25 protein-coding genes are annotated in these 25,106 nt (G+C 52.0%); 22 read left to right on the top strand and 3 right to left on the bottom strand.

The features are described from left to right. The first annotated feature begins 86 nt into the window (after nucleotides 1-86). From ruvC to JNC80_RS13745, 17 genes are all read left to right on the top strand, one after another. Nucleotides 87-620 carry a crossover junction endodeoxyribonuclease RuvC gene (gene ruvC, locus JNC80_RS13825; protein WP_022710526.1) on the top strand — a complete coding sequence of 178 codons (534 nt, stop codon included), beginning with the start codon at nucleotides 87-89 and terminating at the stop codon, nucleotides 618-620. Next, nucleotides 617-1,234 carry a Holliday junction branch migration protein RuvA gene (gene ruvA, locus JNC80_RS13820; protein ID WP_121994086.1) on the top strand — a complete coding sequence of 206 codons (618 nt, stop codon included), beginning with the start codon at nucleotides 617-619 and terminating at the stop codon, nucleotides 1,232-1,234. Before ruvC ends, ruvA begins: the two co-directional genes overlap by 4 nt. Nucleotides 1,235-1,270: 36 nt before the next feature. Next, on the top strand, nucleotides 1,271-2,311 hold the full coding sequence (gene ruvB, locus JNC80_RS13815) for a Holliday junction branch migration DNA helicase RuvB (RefSeq protein ID WP_121994085.1): 1,041 nt from the start codon (nucleotides 1,271-1,273) through the stop codon (nucleotides 2,309-2,311). Beyond that, nucleotides 2,311-2,787, top strand: coding sequence for a tol-pal system-associated acyl-CoA thioesterase (gene ybgC, locus JNC80_RS13810; RefSeq protein WP_376710633.1), 477 nt, complete (start codon nucleotides 2,311-2,313; stop codon nucleotides 2,785-2,787). The genes ruvB and ybgC overlap by 1 nt, the downstream gene beginning before the upstream one ends. Before the next feature lie 3 nt (nucleotides 2,788-2,790). Then, nucleotides 2,791-2,991 (top strand): hypothetical protein, encoded by a 201-nt coding sequence (locus JNC80_RS13805; protein WP_306401530.1) that lies wholly within the window; start codon nucleotides 2,791-2,793, stop codon nucleotides 2,989-2,991. Nucleotides 2,992-3,013: 22 nt separating this feature from the next. Continuing rightward, entirely contained in the window at nucleotides 3,014-3,163 is a 150-nt protein-coding gene (locus JNC80_RS13800; protein ID WP_376710632.1) for a hypothetical protein, read from the top strand. Nucleotides 3,164-3,268: 105 nt separating this feature from the next. Then, the gene (gene tolQ / locus JNC80_RS13795) at nucleotides 3,269-3,979 is read left to right on the top strand and encodes a protein TolQ (RefSeq protein WP_022710531.1); all 711 of its coding nucleotides are present in this window, start codon (nucleotides 3,269-3,271) and stop codon (nucleotides 3,977-3,979) included. Nucleotides 3,980-4,059: 80 nt separating this feature from the next. Then, complete coding sequence (tolR, locus tag JNC80_RS13790) at nucleotides 4,060-4,509, top strand: protein TolR (protein WP_022710532.1); 450 nt, start codon at nucleotides 4,060-4,062, stop codon at nucleotides 4,507-4,509. A 7-nt stretch (nucleotides 4,510-4,516) separates the two neighbouring features. Further along, entirely contained in the window at nucleotides 4,517-5,596 is a 1,080-nt protein-coding gene (gene tolA, locus JNC80_RS13785) for a cell envelope integrity protein TolA (RefSeq protein ID WP_022710533.1), read from the top strand. Nucleotides 5,597-5,722: 126 nt separating this feature from the next. After that, entirely contained in the window at nucleotides 5,723-7,033 is a 1,311-nt protein-coding gene (gene tolB / locus JNC80_RS13780; RefSeq protein ID WP_376710631.1) for a Tol-Pal system beta propeller repeat protein TolB, read from the top strand. Between the two features lie 336 nt (nucleotides 7,034-7,369). Beyond that, the gene (gene pal, locus JNC80_RS13775) at nucleotides 7,370-7,885 is read left to right on the top strand and encodes a peptidoglycan-associated lipoprotein Pal (protein ID WP_022710535.1); all 516 of its coding nucleotides are present in this window, start codon (nucleotides 7,370-7,372) and stop codon (nucleotides 7,883-7,885) included. Between the two features lie 231 nt (nucleotides 7,886-8,116). Beyond that, nucleotides 8,117-9,091, top strand: coding sequence for a tol-pal system protein YbgF (gene ybgF / locus JNC80_RS13770; RefSeq protein ID WP_376710630.1), 975 nt, complete (start codon nucleotides 8,117-8,119; stop codon nucleotides 9,089-9,091). Between the two features lie 26 nt (nucleotides 9,092-9,117). After that, a complete protein-coding gene (gene tilS / locus JNC80_RS13765) occupies nucleotides 9,118-10,572 on the top strand; it encodes a tRNA lysidine(34) synthetase TilS (protein WP_376710629.1) in 1,455 nt (484 codons plus the stop codon). 152 nt (nucleotides 10,573-10,724) lie between these two features. After that, nucleotides 10,725-12,662, top strand: a complete 1,938-nt coding sequence (gene ftsH / locus JNC80_RS13760) for an ATP-dependent zinc metalloprotease FtsH (protein WP_075657311.1) — start codon at nucleotides 10,725-10,727, stop codon at nucleotides 12,660-12,662. Between the two features lie 267 nt (nucleotides 12,663-12,929). After that, on the top strand, nucleotides 12,930-14,276 hold the full coding sequence (gene glmM, locus JNC80_RS13755) for a phosphoglucosamine mutase (RefSeq protein ID WP_376710628.1): 1,347 nt from the start codon (nucleotides 12,930-12,932) through the stop codon (nucleotides 14,274-14,276). Nucleotides 14,277-14,527: 251 nt separating this feature from the next. Next, nucleotides 14,528-15,394 carry an outer membrane protein gene (locus tag JNC80_RS13750; RefSeq protein WP_376710705.1) on the top strand — a complete coding sequence of 289 codons (867 nt, stop codon included), beginning with the start codon at nucleotides 14,528-14,530 and terminating at the stop codon, nucleotides 15,392-15,394. A 105-nt stretch (nucleotides 15,395-15,499) separates the two neighbouring features. Continuing rightward, on the top strand, nucleotides 15,500-16,204 hold the full coding sequence (locus tag JNC80_RS13745) for an outer membrane protein (RefSeq protein WP_376710627.1): 705 nt from the start codon (nucleotides 15,500-15,502) through the stop codon (nucleotides 16,202-16,204). 61 nt (nucleotides 16,205-16,265) lie between these two features. On the opposite strand, the gene JNC80_RS13740 is transcribed toward JNC80_RS13745, so the two are convergent. From JNC80_RS13740 to JNC80_RS13730, 3 genes are read right to left on the bottom strand one after another with little or no spacing between them, the layout of a single operon-like run. After that, nucleotides 16,266-16,604 (bottom strand): DUF6616 family protein, encoded by a 339-nt coding sequence (locus tag JNC80_RS13740; RefSeq protein ID WP_376710626.1) that lies wholly within the window; start codon nucleotides 16,602-16,604, stop codon nucleotides 16,266-16,268. Between the two features lie 23 nt (nucleotides 16,605-16,627). Then, entirely contained in the window at nucleotides 16,628-17,398 is a 771-nt protein-coding gene (locus JNC80_RS13735) for a DNA alkylation repair protein (protein WP_376710625.1), read from the bottom strand. Continuing rightward, nucleotides 17,379-17,891: a MarR family winged helix-turn-helix transcriptional regulator gene (locus JNC80_RS13730; RefSeq protein ID WP_376710624.1), complete on the bottom strand. Its 513-nt coding sequence runs from the start codon at nucleotides 17,889-17,891 to the stop codon at nucleotides 17,379-17,381. Before JNC80_RS13730 ends, JNC80_RS13735 begins: the two co-directional genes overlap by 20 nt. A gap of 190 nt (nucleotides 17,892-18,081) precedes the next feature. On the opposite strand from JNC80_RS13730, the gene JNC80_RS13725 reads away from it, so the two are divergent. The 5 genes from JNC80_RS13725 to JNC80_RS13705 all read left to right on the top strand — a co-directional run bounded on the left by JNC80_RS13725 (nucleotide 18,082) and on the right by JNC80_RS13705 (nucleotide 24,999). Continuing rightward, the gene (locus tag JNC80_RS13725) at nucleotides 18,082-19,248 is read left to right on the top strand and encodes a phosphoserine transaminase (protein WP_376710623.1); all 1,167 of its coding nucleotides are present in this window, start codon (nucleotides 18,082-18,084) and stop codon (nucleotides 19,246-19,248) included. Nucleotides 19,249-19,462: 214 nt separating this feature from the next. Next, nucleotides 19,463-21,064, top strand: a complete 1,602-nt coding sequence (gene serA, locus JNC80_RS13720; protein WP_022710547.1) for a phosphoglycerate dehydrogenase — start codon at nucleotides 19,463-19,465, stop codon at nucleotides 21,062-21,064. 130 nt (nucleotides 21,065-21,194) lie between these two features. Continuing rightward, on the top strand, nucleotides 21,195-21,716 hold the full coding sequence (locus tag JNC80_RS13715) for a GNAT family N-acetyltransferase (RefSeq protein WP_220160299.1): 522 nt from the start codon (nucleotides 21,195-21,197) through the stop codon (nucleotides 21,714-21,716). A 205-nt stretch (nucleotides 21,717-21,921) separates the two neighbouring features. Next, entirely contained in the window at nucleotides 21,922-23,211 is a 1,290-nt protein-coding gene (locus JNC80_RS13710) for an adenylosuccinate synthase (protein ID WP_022710549.1), read from the top strand. Between the two features lie 321 nt (nucleotides 23,212-23,532). Continuing rightward, the gene (locus tag JNC80_RS13705) at nucleotides 23,533-24,999 is read left to right on the top strand and encodes a transcriptional regulator (protein ID WP_225685251.1); all 1,467 of its coding nucleotides are present in this window, start codon (nucleotides 23,533-23,535) and stop codon (nucleotides 24,997-24,999) included. The last annotated feature ends 107 nt before the right edge of the window (nucleotides 25,000-25,106 follow it).

The raw sequence follows: 25,106 nt of genomic DNA, 5'->3' as shown, positions 1-25,106 counted from the left end.
ATCTTCTCCCGTCTTTAAATTGCGATGTTTCCATTTTGTTCACATTTTGATTGTTGAATGCACCTTACACAAGGTAAGGTCAGCATATGAAACAGGCGATTCGCATTATTGGTATTGATCCGGGCTTGCGCCGCACCGGCTGGGGCGTGATTGAGTCCATGGGTAATTCCCTGCATTTTATTGCAGCGGGAACAGTCACCTCTGATGACAAAATGGATCTTGCCTCGCGTTTATGCCAGTTGCATGAAGGATTGAGCGCTGTCCTGCATCAGATGATGCCGGATGAAGCGGCTGTTGAACATACATTCGTCAATAAAGATGCAGGTGCTACGCTGAAGCTGGGGCAGGCGCGCGGTATTGCACTGCTGGTGCCGGCACAGGCCGGATTGCGTGTAGCTGAATATGCGCCGAATGCGGTGAAGAAATCGGTCATCGGTGTCGGCCACGGTGAAAAACAGCAAATTCATATGATGGTCAAAGTACTGATGCCACGGGCGAGTTTTGATACCAGTGATGCGGCGGATGCGCTGGCGATTGCCATTTGTCATGCCCATAACCGGCACAGCCTGTATAATCTGGCGGAACTGAAGAAAAGCGGGAGGATTGCAGCCATATCATGATCGGGAAACTGAAAGGTGTTGTCGATGAAATTGCTGACGATCATGTCATTCTTGATGTGCATGGTGTCGGCTATGTGGCTTTCTGTTCTGCGCGCACGCTGGGCAATCTGCCTTCAGCGGGTGAAGCGGCCATTCTGCTGATTGAGACCTATGTGCGTGAAGATGTGCTGCGGCTTTACGGTTTCGGCACGGCATTGGAGCGTGAGTGGTTCCGTCTGTTGCAGAATGTACAGGGCGTTGGTGCCAAAGTGGCACTGGCAGTGCTGGGCACATTAACACCGTCTGAACTCGCCAATGCCATTGCTTTGCGTGATATTGCTATGGTGTCCCGTGCGCCGGGTGTCGGCAAAAAAGTAGCCGAACGCATTGTGACGGAGCTGAAGAATAAAGCACCTGCATTTGCCGGTGATGCTGCGGCTAATATCGGGCTGAAGCAGGAAATCGGTGAGGGTGTTGCCTCCACTGCGGTGAGTGATGCGGTTTCTGCGCTGAGTAATCTCGGCTATTCACGCGATCAGGCTGCCAATGCGGTGGCCAGTGCCTTGCGCGAGGCCGGAGAAGATGCAGATTCTGCCAAGCTGATCCGGCTTGGATTGAAAGAACTGGCGCGATAAGAGCGTTGCCTGAGAAAATGAATGCGGGTGTAACTGATGAGTGATGAAGATCGTCTGATTTCTGCGCAAAAGCGCGGGGAGGATACGGACACGGCTTTGCGCCCGCAAAGCCTTGATGATTTTGTCGGTCAGGCGGCAGCACGCGCTAATCTGAAAATTTTTATCGAAGCAGCCAAAACCCGCGGTGAAGCTCTGGATCATGTGTTGTTTGTCGGCCCTCCGGGCTTGGGCAAAACCACATTGGCGCAGATTATGTCCAAAGAACTCGGCGTTAATTTCCGCTCCACTTCAGGGCCGGTGATTGCCAAAGCCGGTGATCTGGCGGCATTGCTCACCAATCTTGAAGACCGCGATGTGCTGTTTATCGACGAAATTCATCGCCTCAGCCCTGCGGTGGAAGAAATTCTCTATCCGGCGATGGAAGATTATCAGCTCGATCTGATTATCGGCGAGGGGCCTGCGGCACGCTCCGTCAAGATTGATCTGGCGAAATTCACGCTGGTGGCAGCGACAACCCGTCTCGGTCTTCTGACCACGCCTCTGCGCGACCGTTTCGGTATTCCGGTACGGCTGAATTTCTATACGGTTGATGAGCTGGAATATATTGTGCGCCGCGGTGCACGGCTGATGCAGCTGAATATTTCCGATGATGGTGCACGCGAGATTGCGCGTCGTGCACGCGGAACACCGCGCATTGCCGGACGATTGCTGCGCCGTGTCCGTGACTTTGCGCTGGTAGCAAAAGCAGACATTGTGGATGCGAAGATCGCCGATGAGGCGCTGATCCGCCTCGAGGTGGATAATATCGGACTTGATCAGCTCGACCGGCGCTATCTCAATATGATTGCACGCAATTTTGGCGGCGGACCTGTGGGGATTGAGACGATTGCCGCCGGTCTGTCTGAACCGCGTGATGCGATTGAAGATATTATTGAACCCTATCTGATCCAGCAGGGCTTTTTGCAACGCACACCGCGCGGGCGTGTGCTGACAGCACTTGCATGGCAACATCTGGGGCTGACGGCACCGACTGATCTGGCTGCACGGCAGATCACCCTGTTTGAGGACGAAGCCTGATGCCGGATACAATACCTCCAGACGATTTAAGCGCGGCTGAATCTGAAGTGATTAATGGCACGCTGACACCGGCAGGACACCGGCTGCTGGCACGGGTTTATTATGCCGATACGGATTTTTCTGGTGTGGTTTATCATGCCCGTTATCTGGAGTTTCTGGAGCGCGGCCGCACCGATTTTCTGCGCCTGAAAGGTGTACACCATACGCAATTGGAAGAAGGGCAGCTTGGCGAACCGATTGTCTGGATTGTGCGGCGTATGGAGATTGATTTCCGTTTGCCTGCCCGCATTGATGATATGCTGGTAATTGAGACTTGCGTGACTGAAGCTTCCGGAGCGCGGGTGACGATGCGCCAGCACATCCGGCGTAAAAATGGCGAATTGCTGATTGAAGCACAGGTCGAAGCGGCGCTGATTAATAAGCAAGGCCGTCCGAAACGGATGCCCAAAGAGTGGAAAGCGCTGTTTACAGCTTAACTTTTGGCAAATGCCTTCATCGTCAAACCGGGACAATTGGGCGGGCATAATCCTGCGGCATTTCAAAAATCGGGTGTGATCGCGCAGGCAGTGCTGAATATGCACAGCCTCAAAACCGGCGGCGAAAAATCAGGCGCAGCACGTAAAATTGCCCGCAATAGTGCGAATCCTAACTTATCTTTAACCATAATAGTTCATCTTTAGTCCAAGACGGAGAGGTGAGGGCATGAATCTGCTTGTCGCCTTCCTTTCACCAAAATTAACCGTAAAAAGCAAAACAGCCGGTCATGCACAAGATTGTGTCCGGCACTATGCAGATACGGCGCAAAGCAATTCGGCGGGCCGTGCTGGCAAACAATGCATCCGGACCGCTTAAGGTAACAACAGATCGAAACGGTTGCGCAGAAAACTGCGCGGTGAACCGTTTTGCTTTTGCCGCCCGGTGATGAGCCGGGCGTTTGGATTCGAGGACAGGTGACAAATGGAAACGCTACCCATTGCAGCACATACAGCTGATGTCAGTCTCTGGGGACTGTTCATGCAGGCCAACTGGGTTGTGAAACTGGTCATGCTGGGCTTGCTGGCTGCCTCAATCTGGACATGGGCGATTATCGTCGACAAGACACTGGCCTATCGCCGTGCAACAAGTGCGATTGAGCGTTTTGAGCAGGTCTTCTGGTCCGGCCAGTCTTTGGAAGAATTATACCGCAATCTCGGTGAACGCCGTACCACCGGCATGAGCGCCATTTTCATGGCAGCAATGCGCGAGTGGAAAAAGTCTTTCGAAAAAGGCGCCCGTTCCCCGATTGCGTTGCAGATGCGTATCGAAAAAGCGATGGATGTGGCCTTGGCGCGTGAAAACGACAAGCTGGAATCACGCCTCGGTTTTCTGGCCACCATTGGTACATCCGCACCATTTATCGGTCTGTTCGGTACGGTTGTCGGTATTATGACCTCGTTTATGGCGATTGCCGCTTCCAAAAATACCAGCCTTGCCGTTGTGGCACCGGGTATTGCGGAAGCATTGCTTGCAACGGCGATTGGTCTTCTGGCCGCTATCCCTGCGGTTATTGCCTATAACAAGCTGACCGCAGACTCGGCAAAAATCACCGCACGTATGGAAGGTTTTGCCGATGAGTTTTCGGCCATACTGTCACGACAAATTGATGAGAAGCTGACGCCGCGCGGATAAATTATCCGGTTTGTGTGCGTCAGTCGTTTTAAATTCAGGCCGGATATCAGGTCAAAAGATTAAGGCCGGAAGGTTCCAATATGGGTATGTCATTAGGAAGTCAGGGCGGAGCAGGCGGTCGTCGCAGACGCGGCGGCAAGAAGGCTCCGATGAGCGAAATCAACATCACACCTTTCGTGGACGTGATGCTGGTGCTGCTGATTATCTTCATGGTGTCCGCACCGCTGCTCACCTCCGGTGTGCCGATTGATCTGCCGGATACACAGGCCAAGGCGCTGAATGCCGATACTCAGCCGATTACCGTGTCCGTGAATGACAAGGGGCAGGTCTATTTGCAGGAAACCGAGATCGACATTGCGGAAGTGGTGCCAAAACTCGAAGCTATCGCCAAAACCGGCTATGAAGAGCGCGTTTTTGTGCGCGGCGATAAAAATGCCGATTACGGTACTGTGATGAAAGTGATGTCACGTATTTCCGCTGCCGGTTTCAAGAATATCGGTCTGGTGACCCTCCAGGAGCAGGATAGCTGACGCCATCATGAAGGCAGGTCTGACTTCCTCAACACTCATCCATGTGGTCATTATCGGCTGGGGACTATTCTCGTTCTCTTCGCCGAAGCCTTTTGACATGACTGATACTGAATCCTTCCCTGTCGATATTGTACCGATTGAAGATATTTCACAGGTACAGCAGGGCGATAAAAAAGCGCCGAAAGCGGAAAAAGCAGCACCAAAACCAACGACTAAGCCGAAAACGGTTGAGCAGGCGGAAAATGCCGGTGACAGCGAGCTTGATCTGAAAACACCGCCGATGCCGAATGAAAAGCCGAAGCCTGTTGAAACCGCAGAAGCGGCTAAGCCTGCGGAAAAACCGGCTGAAAAGCCGGAGCCTGTACAGGAAAACAAGCCTGAACCAAAACCGGAGCCGGTTAAACCGCCTGAACCGGTAAAGCCGCCGGAGCCAAAAGTGGAGCCGAAGCCGGAACCAAAGGCTGAGGTGAAGCCGGATCCTGTTGCAGAAGCAATTGCGCAGCAGCCGGAACAGGCTGAAGAAGTCAAATTGCCGGATCGTGTTCCGGCGCCGGAAGCCAAACCGAAACCGCAGCCAACGGAAACGGCCAAGGCTGAGGATAAGAAAAAAGACGAGAAGAAACCGGAAAAGCCAAGCACGACCGCGCAGAATACGTCGAAAGATAAGGATGCAAAGGCTGACGAGGTTGCCGTTCTTTTGAACCGTGAGAAATCTGCAGGTGGCGGAGCTAAACGCTCTACCGACAAGGAAGCCTTTGGTGCCAAGAAAACGACCGGCGGAGCTAAACTCAGCCAGACGGAAATGGATGCTCTGAAAGGTCAGATCAGCGACAAATGGAGTATCCCTTCGGGTGTGGCCGATGCCGCTGATTTGCGTATTACCGTTAAGATGCAGCTGAACGAAGACGGCTCGATTAATGGCTCGCCGGAAGTCACCTATACGGGCGGCGATTCTATCGTTGGCCGTGCGGCAGCAGACAGTGCGCGGCGTGCGGTGATGCGTGCAGCGCCTTACAATCTGCCGCGGGATAAATATGAAACCTGGGCAACGGTCATCGTGAATTTTGACCCGAGCGAAATGTTCTAAACGGAATACGGACCGGCGCTGCGTAGCGCCGGTTTCAGGGGCTTTCTGTGAAGCTCTTCAATATCAAAGCATGTGAGACGTCTCACAGAACCAAATATGATCAGGACAAACGAGGTCCACGCCATCATGAAAACACTGTTTAAAACCTTATTTTCAGTTTTCGCTGTCGCTGCGGCAGTGAGCACGGCTGCAGTGCTGCCTGCACGCGCCGTTGTGGAAGTAAATATTAACAAGGGTAATGTTGACCCGCTGCCGATTGCTCTGACCGACTTCTTGTCCGGTGATGCGCTGGGTGCGGAAATTACCTCTATCATCGCTGCGGATCTTGAGCGTTCCGGCCTTTTTGCGCCGATCGACAAAAAAGCATTCATTGAAAAAATCAGCAATCCGGATGTGGCACCGCGTTTTGAAGACTGGAAAGTCATCAATGCACAGGCACTGGTTACCGGCCGCGTGACCAAGCAGCCGGATGGCCGTCTGAAAGCGGAATTCCGCCTGTGGGATACTTTTGCCGGACAGCAGCTTGCAGGCCAGCAGTTTTTCACAACACCGGAAAACAAGCGCCGCGTTGCCCATATTATCGCCGATGCGATTTATGAGCGCCTGACCGGTGAAAAAGGCTATTTCGATACACGTATCGTGTTTGTTGATGAGTCCGGCAGCGCGCAGAAACGCGTCAAGCGTCTGGCGATCATGGATCAGGACGGCGCGAATGTGCGTTATCTGTCGAATGGTAAAGATCTGGTGCTGACACCGCGCTTCTCACCAAGCCGTCAGGAAATCACTTATATGTCTTTTGCCGGTGACCGTCCGCGCGTTTATCTGCTGCAGCTGGAAACAGGGCAGCAGGAACTGGTCGGTAATTTCCCGGGCATGACGATTGCACCACGCTTTTCTCCTGATGGTCAGAAAGTGGTGATGAGCCTGCTGCAGGATGATGGTAGCGCCAATATTTACACGATGGATCTGCGTTCGCGCACAACCACCCGTCTGACCAGCAGTCAGGCCATTGATACCTCGGCATCCTATTCGCCGGACGGTTCCAAGATCGTATTTGAATCCGATCGTGGCGGTCGCCAGCAGATTTATGTGATGGGTGCCGACGGCTCCAACCCGCAGCGCGTTTCTTTCGGTAACGGCAGCTATTCGACACCGGTCTGGTCACCGCGCGGCGATCTGATTGCCTTTACCAAACAGTCCGGTGGTCAGTTCTCGATCGGCGTGATGAAAACCGATGGTTCGGGTGAGCGCCTGCTGACAAGCGGCTTCCATAATGAAGGCCCGACATGGGCACCGAACGGCCGTGTTCTGATGTTCTTCCGTGAAAGCGGCGGTACATCCCGTCTCTACACGATTGATCTGACCGGCCGCAATGAACGTCAGATCCAGACGCCGAATGCGGCTTCTGATCCGGCATGGTCGCCATTGCTGAATTAAGTTTGAGATAAGCTCTGTGTGCTGAATAGGACACAGAGCTTATTTTTGAGGGCTGATGCTTTAGTCAAATCAGGCTTTTGTGATAACAAGCCGTGTTTTTGCCGCATTGCTTTCTAGGTTGCCGATAAATGGTTCGCTTTGAAATCAGGGAAGAACCACTTGAAACTGTCTCCGTGAATGAGCCGAAATACGGATTTTTGACGGAGAAATCTTGAGTTTTTATGCTGATTAAGTAACAATTAACCATGTTATTTGAACGGTTTTTAACCTCAATATGATTAATCATCTGGTTAGTCATACATCATGTAAACGCATTATTCTTAAGGAGTACGGGCCATGCGCCGTTCCCAGTCGATTGCCCGCAGCCCGTTTGCTGTTGCCCTTTTCCTGTCGCTTGCCGTAGCCGGTTGCGCCAACAAGAAAAACCTGCCGAACAATGCAGGTGATCTTGGTCTGAACGGTATGGGGGCCAATGGTGCTGTTGCCGGTTCCGCACAGGACTTCACCGTGAATGTCGGTGACCGCGTGTTCTTCGATCTCGACAGCTCCGTGATCCGCGCTGACGCACAGCAGACATTGTCCCGTCAGGCTCAGTGGCTGGCCCGCTATCCGAACTATTCGATCACTGTTGAAGGTCACTCGGATGAACGCGGTACACGCGAGTACAACCTGGCACTTGGCCAGCGTCGTGCTGCTGCTGCCCGTGATTATCTGGCTTCCCGCGGCGTGCCGGTTAACCGTATGCGCACCGTTTCCTACGGTAAGGAACGTCCGGTTGCAGTTTGCGACAATATTTCCTGCTGGTCGCAGAACCGCCGTGCAGTAACCGTTCTGAACGGTGCCGGCAGCTAATCTGCAGCTAAAAAGTCATTTTTCGCTGCTCGTAACAATTGCGCGATAAAAAAGACACAGACTTATGGGAAAAGCGGCCTCAGGGTCGCTTTTTTCAGTTTGAACATAAAAGCCAAAATTTGGCCGCACTCAATTGCACCATTTCAACTGAGATTATAAAGATTGAACCGGTCCATCTGAGAATGTGATGATGACCTTTGGAACAGAATTCGGGCGCATGAGGTATTGCGAATGAAGAAAGCGATGAAAAGACTGGCTCTGGCTGTCAGTTTGCTGCCGCTGCTGGCTATGGCAACGGGCGGAACTACAGCCTTTGCTCAGGCCAGTGATCAGCGGGTAATTCAGTTGCAGGAGCAGGTTCGTGACCTGACCGGCAAGCTTGAAGAAATGAACTTCCAGATTTTGCAGATGCAGGAGCAGATGCGTAAAATTCAGGAAGATAATGAATTCCGCTTTGAAGAGCTGGAAAAAAAGAAAAAGGCCGACGCCGATTCTGATCAATCCACACAAACAGCGGCGGCAGATTCTGCCGCTGTATCCTCTGACGATGCTTCAGCAGATAAAGAACCGCGCCAGACGGCTTCGGTGAGTGCGGATAATGACAACACCGCTCAGGATTCATCTGATTTCCAGCCTGCACAGGATGCCAATACAGATAATTCCGCCGCTTCCGTTGCTACTGGTCAGCAAACGCCGGTTACAGTCACATCGCAGGCTCCGCGTGCGCTCGGCTCTATCCGCTTTGATTCCAGTGGCAATGTAATCGGCGGCAGCCTGAGTGACGAGCCGGCACAGCAGACAGTTTCCCTGCCGCAGACCGACAATCCCAACGAACTTTATAATGCCGCCTATCAGTTTATTCTTGCCGGTGATTACCGCTCGGCAGAAGTGGCATTTCGTGCGCATATCGACCGCTATCCGGCCGATCCTATGACATCGGATGCCCGTTACTGGTTGGGTGAAGCACTGTACGGACAGGATCGTTTTGCGGAATCAGCTACGGTTTTCATCGACAATCAGCGGGATTTTCCTGATTCCAAGCGTGGTGCGGAGAATATGCTGAAACTCGGTATGGCTATGGCCAAGCTGAATGACCGCGAAGTTGCCTGTGCGACGCTGGCAAAAATCAGCAGCCGTTTTCCTTCAGCCGCTCCGGCAGTGCTGAAACGTGCGGATGAAGAGCGTAAACTCAACCGCTGCTCATAAAATATGGCACAGGGGGCTGACGCCGGATGCAGGGCACGGATGTGAATGCTGCGAAGACGGCAATTTCAGACGGTGGCACCGCTACGCTCATGCCGGATTTTCTGCCGCGAATTTTTGCAGGCTTTGATAATGCGCTGGCGGGGCAGCATCCGTCGGTGATGATTGTTGCGGTTTCAGGCGGCAGCGATTCTTTGGCACTGTTACTGCTGACCAGACTTTATTTACAAGAAAAATTGCCGGAATGCCGCTTGGTAGCAGTGACTGTCGATCACAGACTACGCGCGGAATCTGCGGATGAAGCGGCGGGTGTTGCTGAGTTTTGTCAGAGCATCGGCATTGCGCATCAAATTTTGTGCTGGACAGGTGATAAGCCTGTGAGCGGTCTTGCGTCTGCTGCCCGTTCTGCACGCTATGATCTGCTGGTACAGGCTGCACGCCACCATCAGGCTGATGTTATTCTGACAGGACATACGGCTGACGATCAGGTCGAGACATATCTGATGCGTCGGCAAAGAGAAGGCTTGGCAGCTGGTCTTGCCGGTGCTGAGCGCGGGCTTGCCGCTATGGCTGTGCAAACTCTGCTGCAAACGAAGGTTCTGCTGTGCCGCCCGCTGCTGGATATCTGGCGGGATGAGCTGAGAGGTTTTTTATCAGCACATAATATCCGTTGGGTGGATGATCCGAGCAATGAGAATCCGGCCTATGAGCGCCCGCGGGTGAGACAGGTTGCGAAAATGCTGGATAAGCCAGCTTTGTTGCAGGCCATTGATGCCGCAGCAGTGCAAAGACGTGCAGATAATCACCGCGTGGCTGATTTGTTGAAACAGGAAAACAGCCAGATCAGGCTGCTTGCCGGTGACAGTTTGTTTTTACCTGCCGGGTGGGGCGCATCAGATCGGGATATTATCCCGCTGACACTGGGTTATTTACTGGCTGCTATCGGCGGGCAGGCTTTTTTACCGGCACTGCGTGATTGTGCTGATCTTACAAGCTGGCTTGATAAACCTTCAATACCGGCCAAACAAAGGAAAACCCTGCATCGCTGTGTGATTGAAAAATCCCGTCATGGAACCATTATCCGTCGTGAACGACGTAATTTGCCCGTAATTCCATTGCAGAGGGAAGAAGAGGCCTTGTGGGACGGGCGTTATCATATCCGCAATGAGGGAACAGAACCGCTTGTCATTGCTGCGCTGAGTGAAAAGCAATTGTCTGCTTATTTGCAACAGCACAAGATAGGTACAGGAGAGGGGAAACAGGGATATTTTGACCGCAACAGTTTGCTTGCTGCACCGGCTGTCTTTTGTGACGGGGTGGTGACCGGTTTTCCTGCATTGTCCGGTCTGGTTCCGCAAAGTTCTGAAGTTCGGATAAAACGCACTCTTGCCTGTTTTGACAGGGTGCTTTCCGGCCATGATTTTGCGGTCGCACAGGTTGTAAAAGGGCTTTTAACCATGCCTTTCAACCATAATTACAGGTAAATTCTGCAAAGAATGCAGAAGAATCACTTATGAAGCTGTACACCGCCTTGGCAAGGCCGTGCATCGAACCTATGTTAGGTTTGAATATTTTTCCGGAAAGCGCCAAAACGGCAGATGAGCCGGAAAGACGTTGGTAATCGATTGGACCCGAGATGAATCCAAATTATCGCAACTTCGCCCTCTGGGCGATCATTGCTCTCCTGCTGGTTGCATTATTCAACCTGTTTCAGAGTCCGGCGCAGCGTGCGTCGTCTCGTGAGATTCCTTATTCGCAATTTATTGAAGATGTATCGGGCGGACGGGTTAAATCCGTCACCATTACCGGTCCGCGTATCGTCGGTTCCTATGCTGATAATAATGCGACATTCCAGACCTATTCCCCTTCGGATGCCAGCCTGATCGGCCGCCTTGAAGAGAAAAATGTTGCGATTACCGCAAAGCCTGAAAGCGATGGCTCGGGATCGCTGTTCGGTATTCTTCTGTCATGGCTGCCTATGATCCTGATCCTCGGCGTGTGGATTTTCTTCATGCGTCAGATGCAGGGCGGTTCGCGCGGCGCGATGGGCTTCGGTAAATCCAAGGCGAAACTTCTGACTGAGGCGCACGGCCGTGTGACCTTTCAGGATGTTGCCGGTGTTGACGAAGCCAAGGAAGATCTGGAAGAAATCGTTGAATTCCTGCGTGATCCGCAGAAATTCCAGCGTCTCGGCGGTAAAATTCCGCGCGGCGTGCTGCTCGTAGGCCCTCCGGGAACCGGTAAAACTTTGCTGGCGCGTTCTGTTGCCGGTGAAGCCAATGTGCCGTTCTTTACAATTTCCGGTTCTGACTTTGTTGAAATGTTTGTTGGTGTCGGTGCAAGCCGTGTCCGCGATATGTTTGAACAGGCGAAAAAGAACTCTCCTTGCATTATCTTCATCGACGAAATCGATGCCGTCGGTCGTCACCGTGGTGCGGGCCTAGGCGGTGGTAATGATGAACGCGAACAGACACTGAACCAGTTGCTGGTTGAGATGGATGGTTTTGAAGCCAATGAGAATATTATTCTGATTGCTGCAACCAACCGTCCTGACGTGCTTGATCCTGCGCTTCTCCGTCCGGGTCGTTTCGACCGTCAGGTTGTTGTGCCTAATCCAGATGTAAGCGGCCGTGAGCAGATCCTCAAAGTGCATGTGCGTAATGTGCCGCTTGCACCGAATGTCGATCTGAAAGTTCTTGCCCGCGGTACCCCTGGTTTCTCCGGCGCGGATCTGATGAACCTCGTCAATGAAGCTGCACTGATGACTGCACGCCGGAACAAGCGTCTGGTGACTATGCAGGAATTTGAAGACGCAAAAGACAAGATCATGATGGGCGCGGAACGTCGTTCTTCGGCGATGACGCAGGCGGAAAAAGAACTGACCGCCTATCATGAATCCGGTCATGCGATTGTGGCCATGAATGTGCCTGTGGCTGATCCGGTCCATAAAGCAACCATCATTCCGCGTGGTCGTGCGCTGGGTATGGTGATGCAGCTGCCGGAAGGCGACAAATATTCCATGAGCTATAAATGGATGGTGTCGCGCCTTGCAATCATGATGGGTGGCCGTATTGCCGAAGAGCTGAAATTCGGTAAGGAAAACATCACATCCGGTGCGTCATCCGATATTGAACAGGCAACCAAGCTTGCCCGTGCAATGGTGACCCGCTGGGGCTTTTCTGAAAAGCTCGGTTATGTTGCCTATGGCGAAAATCAGGAAGAGGTTTTCCTCGGTCATTCCGTATCGCGTACGCAGAATGTTTCTGAAGCAACAGCTCAGCTGATTGATGCGGAAGTTCGTGAGCTGATTGACAATGCCTATGTTGAAGCGCGCCGTATTCTGACAGAAAAGCATGATGCATGGGTCGCCATTGCTGAAGGCCTGCTGGAATATGAAACCCTGAGCGGTGAAGAGATCAAACAGCTGATCGCCGGTCAGAAACCGAACCGCGATACAGGTGATGACTCATCCTCATCGCGTGGATCGGGCGTTCCTAAAGCCGGTGCATCGCGCAAGAAGCCGGATGCTGAGCCGGAAGCCGGACAGGATATGAAACCTGAACCACAGGCATAAGACTTGTACCGGTAACGACTGTGTGAAATAAGAACCGGGCTTTTAAAGCCCGGTTTTTTTATTTCGTTGATCTGAACGGGCACGCTGTGTCATTCGGAGGCAGCAATTTAAATATCCTGAGCGGATCTGTTTACCAGATGATCAGTTTCATGGTCTGGATATTTGACAAGAGATATAAAATCGCTGCATTGCTAGTTTTAAGAGAAGCCTGTTTTCTGTTCTTTAGAATAAGGCAGGTATGGCACTGCGCAAAGAAAAGGCTTGAATATGTCCCGTAAATATTTTGGTACTGACGGCATTCGCGGTAAGGCTAATTCTTTTCCGATGACGCCGGATATCGCTATGCGGGTCGGTATGGCTGTAGGCTTGTCATTCCGCGATGGCGGACAGGGGCAGCGTGTGGTGATCGGCAAGGATACCCGTCGTTCGGGCTATATGCTGGAAAATGCGCTTGTTGCCGGTTTTACCTCCATGGGCATGGAAGTGTTTCTTCTGGGGCCGATCCCGACACCGGCTGTTGCCATGCTGTGCCGTTCATTGCGTGCAGATATCGGTGTGATGATCTCCGCCTCGCACAATCCTTATTATGATAACGGTATTAAGCTGTTTGGCCCTGACGGTTACAAATTGTCAGACGCGCTGGAATTGCAGATTGAAAAGCTGATTGATGATGACATGAGCGCGCATATGAGCAGCCATGGCGAAGTTGGTCGGGCGAAACGCGTTGACGGCGATATTTACCGTTATATTGAGTTTGCCAAACGTACGATGCCGCGTCATTTGTCGCTGAATGGTCTGCGCATTGTTGTCGATTGCGCCAATGGTGCAGCCTATAAAGTGGCACCGGCTGCTTTGTGGGAACTCGGTGCTGAAGTTATCACCATTAATAATACACCGAATGGTACGAATATTAATGAGGATTGTGGTTCCACCCATCCGGAAGGTCTGATCCGTAAAGTTCATGAAACCCGCGCCGATGTTGGTATTGCCCTTGATGGTGATGCGGATCGTGTGCTGATGGTTGACGAAAACGGCACCATCATTGACGGCGATCAGCTGATGGCTGTGATTGCGGAAAGCTGGTCAAAGAGCGGACGTCTCGTTGGCGGCGGTATTGTTGCGACCATTATGTCCAATCTTGGTCTGGAGCGGTTCCTCGGCGATCAGGGGCTGACACTGGCGCGCACCAAAGTCGGTGACCGTTACGTTGTTGAACATATGCGTGAGAACGGTTTTAATGTCGGTGGCGAGCAGTCCGGCCATATTGTGCTGTCTGAATTTGGTACGACCGGCGATGGTTTGATCTCTGCGCTGCAAATTCTTGCTGTTATGCAGGAGCAGGGACGTCCGCTCAGCGAAGTTTGCTGTAAATTCCAGCCAGTACCGCAAATTCTTAAAAACATCCGTGTTGCCGGCGGAAAATTGCTTGAGAATAAAACAGTTATTCAGGCGATCGAGGAAGGCAAGAATGCTCTTGGCAGCACCGGCCGTGTTGTGATCCGCCCTTCAGGGACTGAACCTCTGATCCGCGTGATGGCAGAGGGTGACGACCATAGATTGGTTGAAACTGTCGTCGATGATATTATCACATCAATCAGAAGGGCAGCAAAATAACGGGCTGATTTACGAATTTGTGCCTGTTTTCATATGCGGTACTCTGTATCGCTCATGTATAAAACTGAATATTTTCAATAAAAAGAGGGGCATTTTTTGCCCCTCTTTTTTATATGGTTACATGCGCAATTATTAATAAATATCGTGAATAAACAAGGTTAAGTAGCATTTAACCTTTCCGAATTATGGTGTGTCTGAGAATAGTCGTCCCGGTGCTACATGGCCGTGGAAATGCGATAGGACACGCTATGATGAACTTAAAGAATTTGCTTATCGCCGGTGTTGCAGGGCTGACAATGGCGGGCTCTGTTTCCTCGGTCTTTGCGGCGGATATCGTCGATATCCCTGAACCAATCATTCCTGAAGTTGTGGTTCCGCCTGCGCCTGTCGGCGGTTGGTATCTGCGTGGCGATATCGGTTATGCCGGTGCGAAATTCAAAGGTGCCAATTATGCGACGATTGACAAGGGATGTGGCAGCACCTGCTCGGGAACCAGCTTCGGTGAAAATTCACTGGATGGCAAGCTGAAAGGTTCATTCCTGCTCGGCGGTGGTGTCGGTTATCAGGTGACTGATTATTTCCGTACGGATCTGACAGTTGATTATCTGACCCGCGCGAAGTTCAGCGGTTCCACGAGTGGCGTGTGTAGCAATGATCTAGGTAGTTTCGCTTGTACCTCTAATGATACAGCAAAAATGTCGGCGCTTTCCATTCTGGCCAATGCCTATATTGATCTGGGCAATTTCAACGGTTTTACACCTTATGTCGGTGCCGGTATCGGTGGCACACGCATCAAATGGGGTGATCTGACCAATACGATCGATCCGGGCTTTTACCAGTCGGGCTCAACGGTTCATTCCGGTTCTGCAAGCTGGCGCTTTACCTGGGCTTTGATGGCCGGTCTCTCCTATGATCTGACCCAGAGCCTGAAGCTGGATGCCGGTTATCGTTTCCGCCGCATTGAAGGTGGCGAAATGTTCGGTGCAACAAAAGATATCGGCCGCGGCTTTGATCGCAGCTTTGATATTCACGATGTCCGCGTCGGTCTGCGTTACCAGTTCGGCGGTTACAGCCGTCCGGTCGCTTATAATGACGTGACAACACCGGTTTATAAATAAGTGAATTTGTGCTGCGCCCCAAAAGGCGCAGCATAGTCCGCATAGATTTCCATTTAGTATTTCAGTCTCATGTGAGGCGGAAAACAGAATTACAGGATGCAGATGATGAAAAAATCTTCATTCACATCATTGCATAAAGCAGTGATTGCAGTTTTCGCACTATCCGCTGCAAGCGGAGTGGCGCAGGCCGCCGATCTCGATCAGATTCTTTATGCGACACCTGTCGAGCAGGACGTTTATAAGCCCGTGGAAATCGGATCGGGCTGGTATCTGCGCGGTGATATTGCCTATGTACCGTCCGATAATGTTAAATCTCGCCTGAAGGGCTATGACTGGGTGGGTGAAGGACGCGGCGACACCAAAGCCACAGCTGCTTATAGCGGTGGTGTCGGTTATCAGTTTACCGATAATATTCGCGGTGATGTGACTTTGGGCTATCGCAAGATGAAGATCAGCGGTGAGCCGGTTGAAGCCGGTATCTGGGATGTGATGGCAAATGCCTATTACGACATCGGTAATTTCTCAGGTGTAACACCTTATGTCGGTGCCGGTCTTGGTATGGCAAAAGTCGATTACAAAGTGCACGGACCAGTTGGTGACTTCATTAATGGCCGTGATACGACCCGTCTGCAATGGGCGCTGATGGCCGGTGCTGCAATTGATGTGACCGAGAATATCAAATTTGATCTTGGTTACCGCTATGCACGTATTTCATCCGGTGATGCCGCAAATGTCGGGTCTCTGACGATTGCGGATAAAGGTTTGGAATCGCATCAGATTCGTGCAGGTCTGCGTATGACAACCTGGTGAGCAGGTTAAAATCTCAGCTATTATTGAAATGCCGCGTTTATAAAAACGCGGCATTTTTTGTTTAGCAGGCGGCGAGCTGTGCCAGATGTGTGTTCATATCGGTTGCTTCACCTGCGGCATTGATCGTGTTGAAATAATCATGCCAACCGGTAGCCGCAATCGCTTCCAGCAAAGCTGTAACGGCTGCTTTGTCACTGAATTTCCAGATGGCGAAAAACTGCTGCTGTGCCGGATGGAGTTGAGATGGATCGGTCTGGCCAAAGGCTAGTGGCTCAATGCCAAATTCAGACAGGTTGCTCATGCCTGCGCCAATGCTGGCGAAAAACGCCTGACGTTGCTCGGGTGACAGGGTAAGCCATGCCGCTTTAGGGCTGTATAATTCTGCAAGATAATGGGTCATATCAGTCTCATTTACGGGGAGGATTATTTGTTGAGTGTCCGCAAAGCGCGTTTGCAGATGCGGGCAGTAGAAGGTGATGCGCTTTCCTGAAGCCAACGGTCGCAAAGGGCGCGTACCCAGTCCGGTGTGGTTTTGGAGGCATCATTGAGCCAGTTGGCGACAGAATCCTGCACATAAATTTCCGGATCACTGCGCAGTGCTTCAAGGATAGGGAGTGCCAGTTCCGGCTGGGTTTTCAGCAGGTTGAAATGGGCGCACCATACGCCACGCGGACGGACAGCCTCGCAGGCATAACGCCGGATTTTATAGGACGGATCATTCGTCCAAGGCTGCAACAGGCTGAAACTCAGTTCCGGTTGCGCGATCAGATCATTGCGCAGTGCCAGCCATGCCCATTCCCGCACGCCAAAATGATGATCATCGGCAAGCGGGCGGATCAGTTCCAGTTTTTCTTGCAGGGAAAGCTGCTGTTGCTGGGCGATGAAATAACAGGCCCAGCCGCGAATTGTATCTGATTGATATGTATTCAGGTCACGCAGACTGATTATATCGTGGCTGTGCAGTAATTGTGCTGCCAGTGCCATACGGGCGGTGATACCAGCCGAAGTGCCGCTTAACTGCTGATGCAGCTCTGCGGGTACTCCCGGAAAAACAGTCTGCATCAGCAGTGCAAAATCAATGGCAAGGCATTCCGTCAGTACGGTGGTTTCTGCTGTGCCGCTATTCAGCTCGGCCAGCCGTTCCGGTGTGATGTCGCTCATGCGGCGGACAGATTTAACGGGTGCTTTGGTCATGGTCTGCCGGCTCCTGTGCCGCTGTCCAGATTTTACCCAGTAAGGTACTGAGCATTTGTTTCTCTTGTTCATTCAGCGGAGCCATCAGAGAGGCAATCCATTGTGAATGATCGCTCACCAGCGATGTTGCGGTCTGTTTTCCCTTGTCCGTCAGAGTCACGATAATAGAGCGGCGGTCTGTCTGGCTGTGATTGCGAATGAGAAAACCATCGCGTTCCAGCCCGTCGAGCAGGCCGGTTAAAGTGGCGCGGGTGATTCCGGCACGCTCTGCCAAAAGATGGGGCGCCAGACCTTCCGACTCTTGCTGCAACAAAAACAGAATTACAAAACGGCTCTCGGAGAGCTGATAAGGGGCGAGGCGTTGTGCGCAGCTCAGATCAATCATTTTGGCAGTACTGAGCAGCTCAAAACACAGGCGCATATTCTGATAATGGCCGTTTTCCGGTGTTTCCGCACCAAGAAGAGCGCGATGTTTGATTTCCAAAATATCCATATGGCAACATATAGTATGGTGCCTAATTACATGTCAAGTTAATGCAGATGATGTAATTTTGTCGCAGATGATAAATTCTGTGACGGTTTCGTTTCTGAGCCACTTGCGCAGGATGCGGCTTTTATATAGCTTCGTCAGTGGGCCACTTCTCCCCAACGGGAAGCGTGCTATCTGAAAGGGTAGATACAAAATGACGACTTTTCCAAAGCCAGACATCCGTCCGGCTAATGCACAATTTTCTTCAGGTCCTTGCACCAAGCGTCCAGGCTGGACATTGGAAGCGCTTACAGATGCACCGCTCGGCCGGTCGCACCGCGCTAAACTTGGCAAGACAAAGCTCAAAGCAGCGATTGACCTGACCCGTGAAATTCTTGCAATTCCAGCAGATTACCGCATCGGCATTGTACCGGCATCGGATACCGGTGCGATGGAAATGGCTTTGTGGTCACTGCTTGGTGAGCGCGGCGTTGATATGGTCGCGTGGGAAAGCTTCGGTGCCGGTTGGGTCACCGATGTTGTAAAACAGCTTCAACTCAAAGATGTCCGCACATTTGATGCGCCTTATGGTGAAATCGTTGATTTCGCTAAAGTGGATTTCGACCGTGATGTGGTTTTCACGTGGAACGGTACGACTTCCGGCGTTCGTGTGCCGAATGCAGATTTCATTCCGGCAGACCGTAAAGGCCTGACCATTTGCGACGCTACTTCTTCGGCTTTTGCGCAGGATATGGATTACAGCAAGCTCGATGTCGTTACTTTCTCATGGCAGAAAGTACTCGGCGGTGAGGGCGCACATGGTATGCTGATCCTTTCCCCGCGCGCAGTAGAGCGCCTTGAAAGCTATAAGCCTCAATGGCCGCTGCCGAAAATCTTCCGCATGACTAAAGGCGGCAAGCTGATTGAAGGTATCTTCACCGGCGAAACCATCAACACACCTTCGATGCTCTGCGTTGAAGATTATCTGGATGCGCTGCAATGGGCGCAGTCGATCGGTGGTCTTCAGGGTCTGATGGCGCGTGCGAATAAGAATTTTGCCGTGCTCAATGATTTTGTTGAAAAGAGCGACTGGCTTGCCAATCTGGCTATTGTGCCGGAAACGCGTTCCAATACCTCTGTTTGCCTGTCGATCAAAGATGCACAGGTTGCAGCACTGCCGGCAGATGCTCAGGCCGCTTTTGCCAAAGCGATTGTAACGCTTCTGGAAAAAGAAGGCGTTGCCTTTGATATCGGTGCCTATCGTGATGCACCGTCGGGGCTGCGTATCTGGACCGGTGCAACGGTTGAAACATCAGACCTGCAGGCATTGCTGCCTTGGCTCGACTGGGCTTTCCAGACGCAAAAAACGCAGCTTTCCTAAGATCATTCATACGGCCGCAAGGCTATGAGCATTGTTAGAGCGTGATGTCTTTAGCTGAATAGTTATCCCGCTCTAATCTTTTGATTACGCATGATCTTATCCGAAAACCGGTTTCCACTTTTCGGGATCATGCTGAGTACCCGCTGCAACTGTGTTGGGACGGTTGCGGCACACCACCCTTATTTTCTGCTATCACACAATTACGGAGGCCGTTATGGCACCTCGCGTTCTCGTTTCGGATAAATTGTCACCAACCGCAGTGCAGATCTTCAAAGATCGCGGCGTTGAAGTTGATTATTTGCCGGATCTCGGAAAAGACAAAGAAAAACTGCTCGAAGTTATCGGCCAATATGATGGTCTGGCGATCCGCTCCGCTACCAAAGTGACCGATAAGCTGATTGCAGCAGCAAAGAATCTAAAAGTGGTTGGCCGCGCCGGTATTGGTGTGGACAATGTGGATATTCCTGCTGCCTCGCGCCGCGGTATCATCGTGATGAATACGCCTTTCGGTAATTCGATCACCACAGCGGAACATGCGATTGCGCTGATGTTTGCTGTTGCCCGCCAATTGCCGGAAGCTGACCAGTCAACCCGCGCCGGTAAGTGGGAAAAGAACCGCTTCATGGGTGTGGAAATTACCGGCAAGACGCTCGGTGTCATCGGTTGCGGTAATATCGGTTCGATTGTTGCGACCCGTGCCATTGGCCTCAAAATGCATGTGGTGGCTTTCGATCCGTTCCTCTCCGAAGGTCGTGCGGAAGAGCTGGGCGTTGAAAAGGTCGAGCTGGACGATCTGCTGGCACGCGCTGATTTCATCAGCCTGCATACGCCGATGACCGATAAGACCCGCAATATCATTAATGCTGAAAACATCGCCAAGATGAAAGACGGCGTGCGCATCATCAATTGTGCCCGTGGTGGTCTGATTGTTGAAGCTGATCTGGTTGCAGCCCTGAAATCGGGCAAAGTCGCCGGTGCCGGTATTGACGTGTTTGAAGTAGAACCGGCAACAGAGTCCGAATTGTTTAATTTGCCGAATGTGGTCTGTACCCCGCATCTTGGTGCTTCGACCTCGGAAGCGCAGGAAAATGTGGCGCTGCAGGTTGCCGAGCAGATGGCCGACTATCTGATCAAGGGTGCTGTCACCAATGCGATCAACATGCCGTCGATCACTGCGGAAGAAGCACCGCGCCTCAAGCCGTTTGTAAAACTGGCTGAAGTTCTGGGTGCCTTTATCGGTCAGGTGACGGATGAGCCTATTCAGGAAGTGGAAATCCTGTTTGACGGTTCCACCGCGGCTATGAATACCCGTGCACTGATGAGTGCGGCGCTGGCCGGTCTGATCCGCCCGCAGGTTTCCGATGTCAACATGGTATCGGCACCGGTAATGGTGAAAGAACGCGGTATTATCGTATCAGAAGTGAAGCGCGATAAATCCGGCGTGTTCGACGGTTACATCAAGATCACTGTGCGCACGACAACACGCACCCGCTCGATTGCCGGCACCTGCTTCTCCGATGGCAAGCCGCGCTTTATCCAGATCAAAGGTATCAATCTGGATGCGGAAGTTGGTCAGCATATGCTTTATACCACCAATAATGACACGCCGGGCATGATCGGCTGGCTGGGTACAGTTTGCGGTAATCACGGCGTGAATATTGCAAACTTCTCGCTTGGTCGTGAGCGCATGGGCGGCGATGCGATTGCGCTTCTCTATCTGGATGAGCGTATTCCGGATGCGGTTCTTGATGTGTTGCGTGCCAATGAAGCCATTGTGCAGGCACGCCCGCTGGTCTTTGATATCGCTGCGGATTGATTAGAGAGCGAACTCTGATTATCTAAAATGAACAGGCATCCCGGAAAGCGTTTTGTGCTTTTCGGGATGTGCTTTATCAACTGACGGGAAATTGACGAAGCATTCCGTCATATGAATAAAGGCAATGATTATGTCTGAGAATAAAGCGTCGCTGACTGCTGACTGGCGGCTGATGCAGCCATCCGACTTGTCGGAAGTGCATGATATGAGCTGCATTGTGCATCCGGATTTTCCTGAGGATCCTGCTATTTTTGCTGACCGGCTGAGTGTCTTTGCTGCCGGTGCTTTTGTGTTGCAGGGTGACAAACAATTGCTCGGTTATAGTTTCAGCCATCCGTGGATGCGTTTTTCCGCACCGGCGCTGAACACGCTTTTACATCAGGTTCCGGAAGGCGCCGACAGTTTCTATATGCATGATGTGGCATTGCTGCCGCAGGCACGTGCATTCGGTGCCGCACGCAAGCTGGTGACACTGCTCGTGGAAACGGCCGAAGCGCATGGTTTCGACTCACTGTCGTTGGTGGCCGTGAACGGATCGCAGCCCTATTGGGAAAAACAGGGATTCTCCGTGCAGGATGTGCCGCATTTGCAGGAAAAACTGCTCAGTTACTCTGAAGATGCCCGTTTCATGATGCGCAATCTGGCAAAATAAGCCAGTTTTTGCAGGAAGAGGTACGATTTCCGGCAATCGGGAGTCGCACTTTTTGTTGTGACGCTGTATAGAAGCTCACGTTCTGTAAAAAATACGGGCTTGCATAAGCACGCGTTTTAGAAAGAGCGGGCCTAAAGCGGCATGTGTCACAGGCTCGATTCAAATTCCAAACAAGCTGTACATTCTGTACTGAGGAGTTTTCTTCATGGCTAATGTGATCGTCGTCGGCTCGCAATGGGGCGACGAAGGTAAAGGTAAGATCGTTGACTGGTTGTCGGAACGCGCTGATGTAATCGTGCGTTATCAGGGCGGCCACAATGCCGGTCATACTCTGGTGATTGACGGTGTGAGCTACAAGCTGGCACTGCTTCCTTCCGGCCTCGTACGCGGTAAACTTTCCGTTATTGGTAACGGCGTTGTCGTCGACCCGCATCATTTCGTGACAGAAGTTGAAAAGCTGCGCGCACAGGGCGTTGAAGTGACCCCTGAAGTTCTGCGCATTGCTGAAAATGCTCCTTTGATCCTGTCTCTGCACCGCGAACTGGATGCGATCCGTGAAGACGGTTCTGCCGGTCTGAAAATCGGTACTACCAAACGCGGTATCGGCCCTGCTTATGAAGACAAGGTTGGTCGCCGTGCCATCCGCGTGATTGATCTGGCTGAGCCTGAAAGCCTGCGTCCGAAAATTGAGCGCCTGCTGACCCACCACAATGCGCTGCGTCGCGGTATGGGACTGGCCGAAATTTCCGTCGACAGCATCCATAATGAACTGACAGAAGTTGCTGACAAGATCCTGCCTTATGTGGATCAGGTCTGGAAGATTCTCGACGACAAGCGCAAAGCCGGTGCCCGTATTCTGTTTGAAGGCGCGCAGGGTGCGCTGCTCGATAACGACCACGGGACTTACCCGTTTGTGACTTCGTCCAATACTGTTGCCGGTCAGGCTGCAGCCGGTTCGGGTCTTGGCCCGACAGCAATCGGTTATGTGCTCGGTATTACCAAGGCTTACACCACCCGCGTTGGTGAAGGTCCGTTCCCGTGCGAACTGGATGATGCAATCGGTGAACATCTCTCGACCGTTGGTCGTGAAGTCGGCGTAAACACCGGTCGCTCCCGTCGTTGCGGCTGGTTCGATGCGGTTCTGGTGAAGCAGACTGTGCGCACCTCTGGTATTACCGGTATTGCACTGACCAAGCTGGACGTTCTTGATGGTCTGGACGAGATCAAAGTTTGTGTGGCTTATGAGCTGGATGGCAAGCGCATTGATTATCTGCCAGCCTCGATGGATGCACAGGCACGCGTCAAGCCGATCTATGAAACGCTGGAAGGCTGGAAAGACACCACTGCCGGTGCCCGTTCATGGAATGAGCTGCCAGCACAGGCTGTGAAATATGTTCGCTATATTGAAGAGCTGATCGGTACGCCGGTTTCCATGCTCTCCACCAGCCCTGAGCGTGACGATACAATTCTGGTAACAGATCCGTTTCAGGACTAAAATTTCTGAAATCAGTGATTTGAAAAAGGCGGGATTTCGATCCCGCCTTTTTTGCTTTTTATGCCCCTTGATTGCGCAAGCGGAGTGCTCCATGTTGATCAGGGGACGATTTCAGGGTGATAGGGGACTTTTTAACGGTATTTTATCGTTTATGTTCGTCTGTAAGGTGTTGAATTACACAGTAAACTTTGCATTCGTTAAGACTTATGTTTAATAAAACATTCAGATTTCATCTGATTTTCTCATGAATAGGCTGATATGGCGCTGTGCAAAAGCGCTTGGAGAGGCAGATTCAGTCGCCAGTAACGGATTTGGAAGAGTATGGCAGATTTTGCAGCGGTACTGAAAAAGACAATTGATGCTCAGGAAAATCCTGATCAGGCGCTTCGTCAGCGTGTCTATGCGAAGGCCCGCTCCACGATCGAGCAGAAGCTGACGGCTGCAAATGCGCCGGACGCGGTTGCCCAGCGTCAGCGCCAGATGCTCGAAGCGGCGATTGAGGAAGTTGAAACCGATTACCGTGCTGCCGAGCGCGCTGCTGAAGAAGCTGCACAGCCGGAGCAGGCGACTGATCCGCTGGAAGATTTTCTGAAGGCGGTTCAGGAAGCCGGTGTTGCCGATGAGCAAAATACGGAACCTTCTGTCTTGCCGGATGATCCGCATGACAGCACATTGCATGGCAATACGCAGGATGACTGGCAGAATGACCGTGATGACACATCCGGTTTTGCAGAACGCTCCTCTTATAATGATTATGATGAAGAACCGCGCAGCCGCAGCTCCAAAGGGCTGATTGCCGGACTGATTGCAGTTCTGCTGCTTGGCGGTGCCGGTTATGCAGGCTGGACCTATCAGGATCAGATCAAGGATTATGTTTCTTCGCTCACAGCCGGTTCAACGGATAGCGGTGAGGGCACAGATGCAGGCGAAGATAGCGGTGATGAACCGGACACCGGAACAACAACACCGCCGGAAACAACACCACCTGCAACGAATAATGACAGTGGCGGTAATGCTGATAGCAACACAACACCGGCACAGACCAAGCCTGAAGGTGAGCAGAAACTGACCCAGCGTTTGCTGCCGGATGGCAGTGAAGTGGATGCAGGGACTTCCGGTGACAAGCCGACAGTCGGTGAGGGAACCTCCAATGCACCGGTGACAGGAACTGCTCCGGCGACCAATGGTCAGCCTGCGGCGAACACGAATACACAGGCGCAGACTATTCCGGTCGGACAGCCAGCTTTCTTCTATGAAGAACAGCGCGGCGGTGAAACATCGGCTGCAATCAAGGGGAATGTTGTCTGGTCAGTGGTGCAGGATTCACCGGGCGAAGGTGTGCCGGATGAACCGGCAATCCGTGCCGATGTCAGCTATCCGGACAGAAAAATCAATCTGCGCATGACCCTGCGCCGCAATGCGGATCAGTCAATTCCTGCAAGTCATCTGATCGAGATGATCTATACAGTGCCGGATGATTTCGACGGCGGCGTGATTGAGAATGTGCAGCGCGTGACCTTCAAGGATTCCGAACAGGCAGCAGGTAATCCGCTGGCAGCTATTCCGATGAAGATCGCGGATAACTTCTTCCTTGTGGCATTGAATGATGCCCGTACGGCTGTTGATATGAACCTGTCGCTGATGCGCCGTCAGCAATGGATTGATATTCCGATCACCTATCGTAATGGTCGCCGTGCGCTGATCAGCATCGAAAAAGGTGTGCCGGGTGATAAGGTCTTTGATGAAGTGCTGAAAAGCTGGGGCAACACAGCACCGGCAGCCAACTGATAAGAATAAACAGGGCAAGAGCGTGTTATGAAGCTTCAACATGCTATGCTCTGTGGTAATAAAAAAACCGCCTTGTACTTTGTACAAGGCGGTTTTGTTTTTGCCGG

Origin of the sequence: Pseudochrobactrum lubricantis (assembly GCF_041929865.1) — a bacterium.
Taxonomy (GTDB): Bacteria; Pseudomonadota; Alphaproteobacteria; order Rhizobiales; family Rhizobiaceae; genus Pseudochrobactrum; species Pseudochrobactrum saccharolyticum.
The sequence above is the reverse complement of the archived record's forward strand: the minus strand, read 5'-3'. Positions and strand labels throughout refer to the sequence as shown.

What these genes read in the sequence shown, in the direction of transcription:
- ybgC (WP_376710633.1), top strand. Translation starts at nt 2,311, where the DNA reads ATGCCGGATACAATACCTCCAGACGATTTAAGCGCGGCTGAATCTGAA.
- ruvB (WP_121994085.1), top strand. Translation starts at nt 1,271, where the DNA reads ATGAGTGATGAAGATCGTCTGATTTCTGCGCAAAAGCGCGGGGAGGAT.
- tolQ (WP_022710531.1), top strand. Translation starts at nt 3,269, where the DNA reads ATGGAAACGCTACCCATTGCAGCACATACAGCTGATGTCAGTCTCTGG.
- tilS (WP_376710629.1), top strand. Translation starts at nt 9,118, where the DNA reads ATGCAGGGCACGGATGTGAATGCTGCGAAGACGGCAATTTCAGACGGT.
- JNC80_RS13715 (WP_220160299.1), top strand. Translation starts at nt 21,195, where the DNA reads ATGTCTGAGAATAAAGCGTCGCTGACTGCTGACTGGCGGCTGATGCAG.
- JNC80_RS13800 (WP_376710632.1), top strand. Translation starts at nt 3,014, where the DNA reads ATGAATCTGCTTGTCGCCTTCCTTTCACCAAAATTAACCGTAAAAAGC.
- JNC80_RS13710 (WP_022710549.1), top strand. Translation starts at nt 21,922, where the DNA reads ATGGCTAATGTGATCGTCGTCGGCTCGCAATGGGGCGACGAAGGTAAA.
- JNC80_RS13750 (WP_376710705.1), top strand. Translation starts at nt 14,528, where the DNA reads ATGAACTTAAAGAATTTGCTTATCGCCGGTGTTGCAGGGCTGACAATG.
- ybgF (WP_376710630.1), top strand. Translation starts at nt 8,117, where the DNA reads ATGAAGAAAGCGATGAAAAGACTGGCTCTGGCTGTCAGTTTGCTGCCG.
- JNC80_RS13705 (WP_225685251.1), top strand. Translation starts at nt 23,533, where the DNA reads ATGGCAGATTTTGCAGCGGTACTGAAAAAGACAATTGATGCTCAGGAA.
- tolA (WP_022710533.1), top strand. Translation starts at nt 4,517, where the DNA reads ATGAAGGCAGGTCTGACTTCCTCAACACTCATCCATGTGGTCATTATC.
- JNC80_RS13740 (WP_376710626.1), bottom strand. Translation starts at nt 16,604, where the DNA reads ATGACCCATTATCTTGCAGAATTATACAGCCCTAAAGCGGCATGGCTT.
- ruvA (WP_121994086.1), top strand. Translation starts at nt 617, where the DNA reads ATGATCGGGAAACTGAAAGGTGTTGTCGATGAAATTGCTGACGATCAT.
- JNC80_RS13730 (WP_376710624.1), bottom strand. Translation starts at nt 17,891, where the DNA reads ATGGATATTTTGGAAATCAAACATCGCGCTCTTCTTGGTGCGGAAACA.
- pal (WP_022710535.1), top strand. Translation starts at nt 7,370, where the DNA reads ATGCGCCGTTCCCAGTCGATTGCCCGCAGCCCGTTTGCTGTTGCCCTT.
- JNC80_RS13725 (WP_376710623.1), top strand. Translation starts at nt 18,082, where the DNA reads ATGACGACTTTTCCAAAGCCAGACATCCGTCCGGCTAATGCACAATTT.
- tolB (WP_376710631.1), top strand. Translation starts at nt 5,723, where the DNA reads ATGAAAACACTGTTTAAAACCTTATTTTCAGTTTTCGCTGTCGCTGCG.
- ruvC (WP_022710526.1), top strand. Translation starts at nt 87, where the DNA reads ATGAAACAGGCGATTCGCATTATTGGTATTGATCCGGGCTTGCGCCGC.
- JNC80_RS13735 (WP_376710625.1), bottom strand. Translation starts at nt 17,398, where the DNA reads ATGACCAAAGCACCCGTTAAATCTGTCCGCCGCATGAGCGACATCACA.
- serA (WP_022710547.1), top strand. Translation starts at nt 19,463, where the DNA reads ATGGCACCTCGCGTTCTCGTTTCGGATAAATTGTCACCAACCGCAGTG.
- ftsH (WP_075657311.1), top strand. Translation starts at nt 10,725, where the DNA reads ATGAATCCAAATTATCGCAACTTCGCCCTCTGGGCGATCATTGCTCTC.
- JNC80_RS13745 (WP_376710627.1), top strand. Translation starts at nt 15,500, where the DNA reads ATGAAAAAATCTTCATTCACATCATTGCATAAAGCAGTGATTGCAGTT.
- glmM (WP_376710628.1), top strand. Translation starts at nt 12,930, where the DNA reads ATGTCCCGTAAATATTTTGGTACTGACGGCATTCGCGGTAAGGCTAAT.
- tolR (WP_022710532.1), top strand. Translation starts at nt 4,060, where the DNA reads ATGGGTATGTCATTAGGAAGTCAGGGCGGAGCAGGCGGTCGTCGCAGA.